The sequence below is a fragment of the Yoonia sp. genome (assembly GCF_046292185.1).
In the GTDB taxonomy this organism is placed as follows: Bacteria; Pseudomonadota; Alphaproteobacteria; order Rhodobacterales; family Rhodobacteraceae; genus Yoonia.
In genome coordinates, this window is sequence record NZ_JBKBQY010000103.1 from 1 (window position 1) to 11607 (window position 11607).

9 protein-coding genes and 1 pseudogene are annotated in these 11607 nt (G+C 59.9%); 8 read left to right on the top strand and 2 right to left on the bottom strand.

Going from position 1 to position 11607, the window contains the following annotated elements; genetic code table 11:
- Window positions 1-272: pseudogene (locus ACK4TM_RS15095) on the top strand (two-component system response regulator); the annotation flags it as partial.
- On the opposite strand, the gene ppsR reads toward ACK4TM_RS15095, so the two are convergent.
- Complete coding sequence (ppsR, locus tag ACK4TM_RS15100) at window positions 269-1693, bottom strand: transcriptional regulator PpsR (RefSeq protein WP_409702736.1); 1425 nt, start codon at window positions 1691-1693, stop codon at window positions 269-271. The pseudogene ACK4TM_RS15095 and the gene ppsR overlap by 4 nt on opposite strands.
- Window positions 1694-1728: 35 nt before the next feature.
- Window positions 1729-2505, bottom strand: a complete 777-nt coding sequence (locus ACK4TM_RS15105) for a cobalamin B12-binding domain-containing protein (protein ID WP_409702738.1) — start codon at window positions 2503-2505, stop codon at window positions 1729-1731.
- Window positions 2506-2767: 262 nt separating this feature from the next.
- Between ACK4TM_RS15105 and bchF the strand changes: the two genes are divergently transcribed.
- From bchF to ACK4TM_RS15140, 7 genes are all read left to right on the top strand, one after another.
- Window positions 2768-3280, top strand: coding sequence for a 2-vinyl bacteriochlorophyllide hydratase (gene bchF, locus ACK4TM_RS15110; protein ID WP_409702740.1), 513 nt, complete (start codon window positions 2768-2770; stop codon window positions 3278-3280).
- Window positions 3277-4557: a ferredoxin:protochlorophyllide reductase (ATP-dependent) subunit N gene (locus ACK4TM_RS15115; RefSeq protein WP_409702742.1), complete on the top strand. Its 1281-nt coding sequence runs from the start codon at window positions 3277-3279 to the stop codon at window positions 4555-4557. The genes bchF and ACK4TM_RS15115 overlap by 4 nt, the downstream gene beginning before the upstream one ends.
- Window positions 4554-6077: a ferredoxin:protochlorophyllide reductase (ATP-dependent) subunit B gene (gene bchB / locus ACK4TM_RS15120; protein WP_409702744.1), complete on the top strand. Its 1524-nt coding sequence runs from the start codon at window positions 4554-4556 to the stop codon at window positions 6075-6077. Before ACK4TM_RS15115 ends, bchB begins: the two co-directional genes overlap by 4 nt.
- Window positions 6067-9609, top strand: a complete 3543-nt coding sequence (locus tag ACK4TM_RS15125; protein WP_409702746.1) for a magnesium chelatase subunit H — start codon at window positions 6067-6069, stop codon at window positions 9607-9609. Before bchB ends, ACK4TM_RS15125 begins: the two co-directional genes overlap by 11 nt.
- Window positions 9610-9646: 37 nt before the next feature.
- Window positions 9647-10543, top strand: a complete 897-nt coding sequence (gene bchL / locus ACK4TM_RS15130) for a ferredoxin:protochlorophyllide reductase (ATP-dependent) iron-sulfur ATP-binding protein (RefSeq protein ID WP_409702748.1) — start codon at window positions 9647-9649, stop codon at window positions 10541-10543.
- Window positions 10543-11235, top strand: a complete 693-nt coding sequence (gene bchM / locus ACK4TM_RS15135) for a magnesium protoporphyrin IX methyltransferase (protein ID WP_409702750.1) — start codon at window positions 10543-10545, stop codon at window positions 11233-11235. Before bchL ends, bchM begins: the two co-directional genes overlap by 1 nt.
- Window positions 11232-11607, top strand: a 376-nt coding sequence (locus tag ACK4TM_RS15140; protein ID WP_409702752.1) for a PucC family protein, incomplete at its 3' end; no start/stop codon positions are given. The genes bchM and ACK4TM_RS15140, both read left to right, overlap by 4 nt.

The window sequence follows — 11607 nt, forward strand, 5'->3', positions numbered from 1 at the left end:
CGATTGCCACGGCGGTCGCTGCGGTCAAGATCGGTGCCACGGATTACCTGTCCAAACCGGCGGATGCGACCGATGTCACCAATGCGCTGCTGGCGCTGACGGACGGCCTGCCGCCGCCCCCGGAAAACCCGATGAGCGCAGATCGGGTCCGTTGGGAACATATCCAGCGGGTTTATGAACTATGCGAACGCAATGTCTCCGAAACCGCACGGCGGTTGTCGATGCACCGGCGGACTCTGCAACGGATCCTTGCTAAACGGAGCCCGCGTTAGCGGTCGTCGGTGTCGCGGCTCAGTAAATCGAATTTGCGCAATTTAACGTAAAGCGATTGTCGCGACAGGCCCAGCATTTCTGCTGCAGCTACACGGTTGTTCATCGTCAGGGAAACCGCGGTTTCGATACACATCTTTTCCACGACATTTGTCGTCTCGGCCACGATATCCCTGAGCGTGGCGCTGCCCACCAGTTCCACCACCGATTTCATGCTTTCGTCACTGGTCGGTGACAATGCGCCACGCGTCGTATCGGCATGATTGGTATCGCGCATCACGAAGGCAAAGACCGAATGCGTGCCCGCATGCAGCTTGGTCACCGAAATCTCGACCGCGCGGGGGCTGCCGTATTGGCCGGCGATCTTGGTCGCATACATGCGCATCCGGCCGGAACGGGTGGCGTTTTCGGTCATGACCTTCAGATCGACGCTGCCGCGTTGCAGATAATCGGCGATGCTGCGGCCACGGACGTTGATGTCATGGGCCACGTCGATCAGATCCAGAAACGCATCATTCGCGGATAGGACATCCCCATTTTCCGATGCGAAAACGATGGCTTCGGGCCCGCTCAGGTAAAGATCCTGCATGTTGCGGGCCAGATTGTCGGCCTTCAGCCCGTCCTCGACATCGGGGATGATCCGGCACAGCAAGACCCGCTCACCCGCAGCGCGGAACAGCGTGGGCATGATCTGCACGACATTGGATTTGCCGCGCAATTCGATTTTTACGCCATCACCGCATTCGGAAATAGCCAGCGTCGTCAGCGCCTCGATCAGGTCGCCGCGCTTGCGGGCCTCAAAGCAGCTGAGCAGCGGACTGCCGATCAGATCATCGCGTGACCGGTCGAACAGGGTCGTCGCGGCGGCGTTGGCTTCGGTGATGTCGCCGTTCTGTGCGCCGACAAACAACACAGGTTCGCTCATGTTGTTCAGCAGGACGCGGAACCGGGTGTCATATTCGCGCTGCACCTCATAATCGCGTTCCAGCGCAAGTTGGGCACGGATCAGTTGCTGCTGCATCTCGGCAATTGCGCGCAGATCGCGGCCAAGCATCAGGATGGCGCCATCGGGTGCGATCCTGTGAAAGCTATAGCGCACAGGCGAATCCCAGTCGCTGACATCGCGCGAATGGTTCAATTCGACAGGTTTGACATCCTTGTCGCCAGCCATGAATGCGGCCAGCCGGCTTTCAAACTTCGGCCGACTTTCCACCGCGAGCGAGTCGCGGATATCCTTGCCTTCCCAATGTTCCATCACCAGAAACGACGGATTGGCTGGATTGACGATCACCGACAGAATTTCGCAATTGTCCGAAATGACAATCGCCAGATCAGCCACATCCCCAATGATATCGCCCAGTATCTCTGGTGCGATCAGCGGGATAGCACCGCTATCCCAGAATTTCGCCCCGCGCGAGGTCATGGCCGGGTCCCTTCGGGCAGGTTCATCTGCATCGGCTAAGCCTCGCGCGATCGTGTCGCAAGGCTCAGGAATTTTGTTGTCAGTCCGCAAAGCTCTAACGCTTCACTGGGAATATTCGTAGCATAATCTGAACCCGTCAGCGACACAATGTCGCAGGGGGCTGCATCCTCCAATATCGTGCCGCCGATCACGACAGGCACCGATTTGGCACAGGTGGTACGGACCACTTCAACGATTTTACGCAATGATTCAAGCGTTTCACCCAAAGATGACGAAATGAACACCGCGTCATAGCTGTTTTTCGCCAGTTTTTCGATCAGTTCGCTGGTCTGGACACCCAACATCAGCCGGACGGACAGGCCTTTGCGCCGCAATTGTCCGCTCAGCACCATGGCGCCCAGCGTGTGATAGACATCCTGCGCCACGACCAGCATGACCGACGGCGCGCCGGGGGTGGCTGATTGATCGCCCACCCATTCCGGCCCCAGTTCCCGCAACATCGCTTGAAGCCGTGAAGAGCCGATTGTCACCGCCGCGAAACTCAGAGAATCCTCGCACCAATTTACACCCAGTTCGCGCGCAAGCCCGGGAATATAAAGATCGGCAATATCGTCACGGGCGATACCGGCGGTATAAGCGCGCTGCAGAACAGCCCTGCAATCCAGCGCGTCAGCGCTCAACGTGGCCCGCCGCATATCCTGCATGATCTGCATATTCAGCCGGCGATCAGCCTGCGGCACCAGAGTCAGCCCGGACGTAGCAGCCGCCGAGGCTGCGCCGGACGTCACCTCTCTGTTTTGGCCATCAGCCATATCCGCTCCCGTTTGCGCATGAAAATCTGCGCGTATCTGCGTTAGCTACATTGTCTGTCCTGCGACATAAAATGTCAAAGTAAATTGACACACTCGGTAATTACATGCCGATATGATGGAATAAACCTTTAAAAATAGCGATTTTGGGGGCAGACCGCCTCCCCGCCATGTCACAGTCACCGCGACAGATGTGTAAGTTAAAGTTGACACATCCCCCTGATCGCCCCTAGTCTGAAATCAAGTTCAGGTTGGAGGCCCTTACATGTCCGTGACAAGCACCGCACCGGGAAGCGTTTCATCGCTTGATCGTCCTGCGCCGGGCAGTTTGTATTCGGACGCGGAACGTGTTCGGCGTGACGGCACCCGCTGGACGCTGGTGCAGGGCATTCTGGCCCCCGTGCAGTTCGTGGTTTTCCTGATTTCGCTGGGTCTGGTGTTGCGCTATCTCGCCACTGGGGCCGGATATGAGGCGGCAACCATTTCTATCGTGATCAAGACCGTCTTTCTGATCGTCATCATGATCACTGGCGCGATCTGGGAAAAAGTCGTTTTCGGTCAATACCTTTTCGCGCCTGCGTTCTTTTGGGAGGACGTGTTCAGCTTTGGCGTGATCACGCTGCACAGCTGGTACATGATCGCGCTGCTGACGGGCAGCATGGCACCTGACGCGCTGATGTATGTCGCGCTGGCCGCCTATGCCGCCTATGTCATCAACGCCGGTCAGTTCCTGTGGAAACTCCGGATGGCCCGCCTTGACGCAGAGGGTCGCGCATGAATGCCCTCACCCCCTCCAACGGCGGTTGCCGGACCGCACCCGTTCTTAAGGAACGCGGCCAGCGCGAGGTGTTCTGCGGCCTCACCGGAATCATCTGGCTGCACCGCAAGATGCAGGATGCGTTCTTTCTGGTGGTCGGGTCACGCACCTGCGCCCATCTGCTGCAATCTGCCGCCGGTGTGATGATTTTTGCAGAACCCCGATTCGGCACTGCGATTCTGGAAGAAACCGATCTGGCAGGCATGAAAGACGCGCAGGTCGAGATCGACCGTGAAGTCGCCCGCCTGCTGGAACGTCGCCCTGACATCCGGCAATTGTTCCTTGTCGGGTCCTGCCCGTCCGAAGTGATCAAGATCGATCTTGCCAAAGCCGCTGAACGCCTGTCCCAGATCCACGCCCCACATGTGCGGGTGCTGAATTATTCCGGTTCCGGGATCGAAACCACTTTCACCGAAGGCGAAGATGCCTGCCTCGCCTGCATGGTGCCGGTGCTGAAAACCACTGAGGCCCGCGAATTGCTGGTCGTCGGTGCTTTGCCCGATGTGGTCGAGGATCAGATGCTGGCACTGCTGTCGGATATGGGCGTCGGACCCGTCCGCCTGCTGCCCGCACGGCGGATCGATGACACGACGGCTGTCGGCTCCAACACGGTCTTCGCGCTGGTTCAGCCTTTCCTCGGCGAAACCCATGCTGCTTTGCAGCGGCGCGGTGCCCGCCATCTGGCGGCCCCTTTCCCCTTTGGCGACGAAGGCACGACCGCCTGGCTGCGCGCCATCGCCACCGAATTCGGCGTCAGTGATGAAACATTCGACGCTGTCACCGCCGCCCCGCGTGCCCGCGCGCAAAAGGCCATCGCACAAGCGGCAGAAGTGTTGCGCGGCAAATCGGTGTTCTTCTTCCCAGATAGCCAACTGGAAATCCCCCTCGCCCGTTTCCTGACCCGCGAATGCGGTATGACCGCGATCGAGGTGGGCAGCCCCTATATCCACGACGCGCTGCACGGTCCTGACTTGGACCTGCTGCCCGCTGGCCCACAAATCTCCGAAGGGCAGGATGTGGACAAACAACTCGACCGCGCCCGCGCCGCCCGGCCTGACCTGACGATCTGCGGACTTGGCCTTGCCAATCCGCTGGAGGCGGAAGGCCTGTCCACCAAATGGGCCATCGAACTCGTCTTCACGCCGGTCCATTTCTACGAACAGGCGGGCGATCTGGCCGGTCTGTTCTCGCGCCCGCTGCGCCGCAAGGCCGTGCTTCGTCTGGAGGCCGCCGAATGAAATTGACCGTCTGGACATATGAAGGCCCGCCGCATGTCGGTGCCATGCGTGTCGCCACGGCGATGACAGGTCTGCACTACGTGCTGCATGCGCCGCAGGGCGATACCTATGCTGACTTGCTGTTTACCATGATTGAACGGCGCAACCACCGTCCGCCGGTGACCTACACCACCTTTCAGGCGCGTGATCTGGGCACAGACACTGCGTCCTTGTTCAAGACATCCTGTCAGGATGCCGTCGACCGGTTCCAGCCAGAAGCGATCATTGTCGGCGCGTCCTGCACTGCCGAACTGATTCAGGACGACCCGGCAGGTCTGTCCGAAATCATGGGCCTGACCATTCCCGTCATCCCGCTGGAATTGCCCAGCTATAGCCGCAAAGAAAACTTCGGCGCGGATGAGACGTTTTATCAGATCGTCAAAGCGCTGGCAAAACCGCAAGAGCGCACAGCGCGGGTGACTTGCAATATCCTCGGCCCAACCGCGCTTGGTTTCCGCGCCCGAGATGATGTTGAAGAACTGACCGGCCTGCTCTCCGATCTGGACGTCGATGTAAACGTCGTGGCCCCCTTGGGTGCGACGCCATCCGATATCGGCCGCCTGCCCGCCGCGCATTTCAACGTCCTTCTGTCGCCCGAAACGGGTGAAGCCGCCGCGCGCTGGCTAGAAAAGAACCATAACCAGCCGTTCACCAAAACCGTGCCCATCGGTGTTGGTGCCACCCGTGATTTCATCGCCGAAATCGGCAAGATCACCGGACAAGACATGAAGATCGACGAATCCCGCCTGCGGATGCCGTGGTGGTCACGGTCGGTGGACAGCACCTATTTGACCGGCAAGCGCGTGTTCATCTTCGGCGACGGCACCCATGTCGCAGCCCATGCCCGCATCGCCCGTGATGAAATGGGGTTTGAGGTGGTGGGCATCGGTTGCTACAACCGCGAAATGGCCCGGCCGGTACGCGCGCTGGCCAACGCCTATGGGCTGGAAGCCCTGATCACCGACGATTATCTGGAGGTCGAGGCAGCGATTGAAGCACTCAGCCCCGAAATGATCCTTGGCACCCAGATGGAACGCCATATCGGCAAACGTCTGGGCATCCCCTGCGCCGTGATTTCCGCCCCCGTCCATGTGCAGGATTTCCCCGCCCGCTATTCCCCGCAGGTGGGTTTCGAGGGCGCGAATGTCATCTTTGACACGCTGATCCATCCTCTGGTCATGGGTCTGGAAGAACACCTGCTGACGATGTTCCGCGATGATTTCGAATTCCACGATGATGCAGGTCCCAGCCACCATGGCGGCAAGGCCAAAGCTAAGGTCGAAGCCGTGGCGGAAGACGCCCCCGCGCCACAGGACGACAATATCATCTGGCTGTCTGATGCCGAAAAAGAACTGAAGAAAATCCCTTTCTTCGTGCGCGGCAAGGCCCGGCGCAACACCGAAACTTATGCAGCCGAAAAGGGTCTGAACCAGATCAGCCTTGATACGCTTTATGAAGCAAAGGCACATTATGCGCGATAGCACAGATCATAGCGCCTATCGGTTCGTCATCCTGACGCTCGATTCGCATTCCGCAGGGCCTGCGATGCGGGTCAGTGAAAAACTTTCCGCTGCCTTTCCGGGGCTGGATATCACGATCCACGCCGCCGCCGAATGGGGCGAAAACCCTGCAGCATTGATCGATGCGCAACAATCCATTGCCACTGCCAATATCATTGTCACCAACCTGCTGTTCCTCGAAGCCCATACTGCCGCGATCCTGCCTGATCTGCTGGCGCGCCGTGCCGGTTGCGATGCGATGATCAACATCATCGCCGACAGCGATATCGTCAAACTGACGAAAATGGGCGATCTGGATATGTCCAAGCCTGCCAGCGGCCTTATGGGCCTGCTCAAGCGGCTGAAGCCCACCGCCAAGGCCAGCAAATCCGGCGAGAGCCAGATGAAAACCCTGCGCCGCCTGCCCAAGATCCTCCGCCTGATTCCCGGCAAAAGCCAGGACCTGCGCAACTGGTTCCTGTCGATGCAATATTGGCTGGGCGGGTCCGACGACAATATCGAACAGATGGTCCGCATGCTGGTGTCGCGTTACGCCAAAGGGCAGGACTGGCAGCCGGTCAAGATCACCGCCCCTATCGAATACCCCGATTGCGGTGTCTATCACCCTGACCTTCCCGGTCATCACATCAGCACCGATGTCGCTGATCTGTCCAGCCCAGCCGCTCCGGTCGCTACGGTCGGCATCCTGATGCTGCGATCCTATATCCTGTCGTCCGATTGCGCCCATTACGACGCCGTGATCCGTGCCTTCGAAGCCAAAGGTCTGCGCGTCATCCCCGCCTTTGCCGGTGGTCTTGATGGCCGCCCTGCCATCGAGCAATTCTTCCAAGGCAGTGTCGATGCCTTCGTATCGCTAACGGGTTTCTCGCTGATCGGTGGCCCTGCCTATAACGACAGTGACGCGGCAGTCGCCCTGCTGGCGAAACTGGACGTGCCTTATATCTCGGCCCAGCCACTGGAATTCCAGACCCTGGGTCAGTGGGCTGGCAACGCCCAAGGCCTCGGCCCCATCGAAACCACAATGCTCGTCGCCCTGCCCGAAATCGACGGCGCGACCAACCCGACTGTTTTCGCGGGTCGCCATGGCCCTGATGGCTGCGACGGCTGCGCCTATAAATGCGCGCTGCAATCCGATTGCAAGGCAATGGCACCCTGTCCTGAGCGCATCAATTCACTGGCCGAGAAAACCCGGCGTCTGGCCATTCTGCGCCGCAAGGAAAATGCCGATAAAAAGGTCGGGATCGTCCTGTTCGGCTTTCCACCCAATGCCGGGGCCGTTGGCACTGCCGCCTACCTTGCCGTATTCGAAAGCCTGTTCAACACGCTGCACCGGATGAAGGCCGAAGGTTACACGATGGAGGCCCCCGAAACCGTGGACCACCTGCGCGCGATGATCCTGAAAGGCAATGCCCAGCAATTTGGCCAGCAGGCCAATGTCGCCGCCCATGTCGATGCAGATACCATCGTGCGCACGTCCAAGCACCTGCCCGAGATCGAGGCCGCATGGGGCCCCGCCCCCGGCAAGGTGCAATCCGACGGGCGCGGCGTGTTCATCCTCGGCCATCATTTCGGCAATGTCTTTGTCGGCGTCCAGCCTGCCTTCGGCTACGAAGGCGACCCGATGCGCCTGTTGTTCGAACGCGGTTTCGCGCCGACCCATGCGTTCGCCACCTTCTACAGCTACTTGCGCGATACGTTCAGCGCCGATGTCGTGCTGCATTTCGGCATGCATGGCGCGCTGGAATTCATGCCCGGCAAACAGGCGGGCCTTGGCGCGAAGGATTGGCCGGACCGGTTGATCGGCGAGATGCCGAATGTCTATCTTTATGCCGCCAATAACCCGTCCGAGGCGTCGCTGGCCAAGCGTCGGTCCAATGCGATCACGATCACCCATCTGACGCCGCCTTTGACGACAGCGGGCCTGTATAAGGGCCTGATCGACCTCAAGGACAGCCTCAAGCGCTGGCGCGAAATGCCGGCCGAGGACAGCCAGCGCGCCGATCTGGAACAGCTGATCCGCGATCAGGCGAATGCGGTCGATATGAATGCCCGTAACATCGACACGCTCTGGCTGAAACTGCTCGAAACTGAAGGGTCTCTGATCACCGAAGGTTTCCATGTTGTGGGCCAGTCGATGTCCGCCGCCGCCCGCGCCGACATGATCCGCCTGATGCCAGCGGGCGAGGCTGCCGACCGCGCCGCCGAACTGCTCAAGGAAGACCACGAACTGCCTGCGCTGATGCGTGCGCTGTCGGGTCATTACATCGCGCCTGTGCCGGGTGGTGACCTGATCCGCTCTCCCTCCATCGTGCCGACGGGCCGCAATATCCACGCCTTCGATCCGTTCCGCATGCCGACCGCCTTTGCGATTTCCGAAGGGCGCAAGCAGGCGGATCTGCTGCTGGAAACCCATCCCACATTCCCGCGCACCGTGGCGCTGGTGCTGTGGGGGTCTGACAACATCAAATCCGATGGCGGCCCTATCGGGCAGGCCATGGCACTGATGGGCACGATCCCGCGCTTTGACAGTTTTGGCCGTCTGGCGGGTGCCGATCTGGTGCCTCTGGAAAAACTCGGTCGTCCGCGCATTGACGTGGTGATGACGCTTTCGGGCATCTTCCGCGACCTGCTGCCCTTGCAAACCCGCATGCTGGCCGAGGCTGCGTTGAAATGCGCCCAAGCCGATGAACCGCTGGACCAGAATTTCATCCGTGCTCATGCGCTGACCTATGCCCGCGAAATGAATTGCGATCTGGAAACCGCCGCGCTGCGCGTGTTCTCGAACGCCGAAGGTGCCTATGGGTCCAACGTCAACCAATTGGTCGACAGCTCTGCCTTTGGCGATGAAGACGAGTTGGCCGATGCCTACGAGGCGCGGAAATCCTTTGCCTATGGCGTCAACGGCAAGGCCACGCAGAACCCCGGCCTGCTGCAAAAGGCGCTGAAGGATGTGGACCTTGCCTATCAGAACCTTGAATCGGTCGAACTGGGTGTCACCACGGTGGACCATTATTTCGACACTTTGGGCGGCATTTCCCGCGCCGTGAAGCGCGCCAAGGGCGGTGTTTCTGCGCCGGTTTATATTGGTGATCAGACACGCGGATCGGCCAAGGTGCGAACCTTGCAGGATCAGGTCGCACTGGAAACCCGCAGCCGTAGCCTGAACCCGAAATTCTATGAAGGCCTGCTGAAACACGGCCACGAAGGTGTCCGCCAGATCGAGGCGCATGTCACCAACACCATGGGCTGGTCCGCCACGACGGGCGGAGTTGAACCCTGGGTCTACCAGCGTCTGTCGGAAACTTTCGTGCTGGATGATGCCATGCGCGAACGGCTGGCGGCGCTGAACCCGCAAGCCTCGATGCGGATGGCGAACCGGCTGCTGGAAGCATCGGACCGCAAATATTGGGCACCGGATGCCGCAATGCTGGCGGCGCTGCAAAACGCCGCTGACGCACTCGAAGATCGCATGGAAGGGATCGCAGCAGAATGACCCCTTTCGCAATGAATATAACGGAAAGGAGGCTCCCATGAGCCCCAGAGACGAAATCCCCAACCTGCGCGGTCAAGATGGTGAAGGCTCGGTGCAGGTCCATCAGGATGAAGATAGCAAGATCGAAGGCGCAAAGGTTTTTGCCGTCTACGGCAAAGGCGGCATCGGCAAATCGACGACATCGTCGAACCTGTCGGCTGCCTTTTCCAAGCACGGCAAACGGGTCTTGCAGATTGGTTGCGACCCCAAGCATGACAGCACCTTCACGCTGACCGGCACTTTGGTGCCGACCGTCATCGATATTCTGAAGGAGGTAGATTTCCATTCCGAGGAACTGCGCCCCGAAGATTTCATCTTCGAAGGCTATAACGGCGTCAAATGTGTCGAGGCTGGTGGCCCCCCCGCCGGCACTGGCTGTGGCGGTTATGTTGTCGGCCAGACGGTGAAACTGCTCAAACAGCACCATCTGTTGGAAGACACCGATGTCGTGATCTTCGACGTGCTGGGCGATGTGGTCTGTGGTGGCTTTGCCGCCCCGCTGCAACATGCCGACCGCGCGCTGATCGTGACCGCGAATGATTTCGACAGCATCTATGCGATGAACCGGATCATCGCGGCGGTGCAGGCGAAATCGGCCAATTACAAGGTCCGTCTGGCGGGCTGCGTCGCGAACCGGTCGAAAGACACCGACGAAGTGGACCGGTATTGCGCCACCGTGGGTTTCAACCGCATCGCGCATATGCCCGATCTGGATGCGATCCGGCGCAGCCGGTTGAAAAAGAAAACCCTGTTCGAAATGCCCGACGACGAGGACGTTGTCATGGTGCGCAAGGAATATATGCGCCTTGCCGAAACCCTTTGGAACGGGACCGAGGCGATGGCACCGGCCCCCCTGCCTGATCGTGAAATCTTTGAATTGCTTGGGTTCGATTGATGACCGACTACGCCGCCACACGTGACCGGGTCGAACATTATTTCGACCGCACTGCGACCAAGGTCTGGGAACGGCTGACGTCGGATGCGCCGGTGTCGGGCGTGCGGGCGACCGTGCGCGCGGGCCGTGACCGGATGCGCGCGCTGATGCTGGCGCAATTGCCGGATGATCTGCGCGGTGCGCGGATACTGGATGCCGGTTGCGGCACCGGGGCGATGGCGGTGGAACTGGCGCAGCGTGGCGCGGATGTCGTGGCCGTCGATATCTCGCCCGCTCTGGTCGAGATCGGTGAAAAGCGGATGCCCAAGGGGCTGCCCGGCGCGATCACCTGGGTCGCAGGCGATATGCTGGACGCGACCAGCGGCCGGTTTGACCACGCCTTGGCGATGGATTCGCTGATTTATTACACCGCCCCCGATATCGCGGCGCTTCTGGATCGCGCGGCACCCCGGATCAACGGCAAATTCGTATTCACCGTTGCTCCGCGCACCCCCGCGCTGATGCTGATGTGGCGCGCGGGCAAGATGTTTCCCGCCGCCGACCGCAGCCCCGTGATGATCCCGCATACGACCGCTGGCGTCGCCGATGCGCTGCGTAAGGCAGGCGTCAAAGGGGCGCTGCGCGATATCGAACGGGTCAAATCCGGTTTCTACATCTCCACTGCGTTGGTCTTTGAAAGGGCGCGCAAATGATTTTCAAGGCGTCATCACTCAAGCGGATCTCGCTCAACCTGCTACCGTTCAGCGATGCGGTCAGTGATGATCTGCCGCTGGGCCAGCTGTTGCGGCTGTCGCTGTTTCAGGTCTCGGTCGGGATGGCGGCTGTTATGCTGCTGGGCACCCTGAACAGGGTGATGATCGTGGAACTGGGGATCGCATCGACGCTGGTCGCGATGATGATCGCCATTCCGGTGCTTGTTGCGCCATTCCGCGCGCTGGTCGGGTTCAAATCAGACAATTACCGTTCTGCCATCGGGTGGAAGCGTATTCCCTATCTTTGGTTCGGCACGATGTGGCAATTCGGCGGTCTGGCGATCATGCCGATGGCACTGTTGGTGTTGTCGG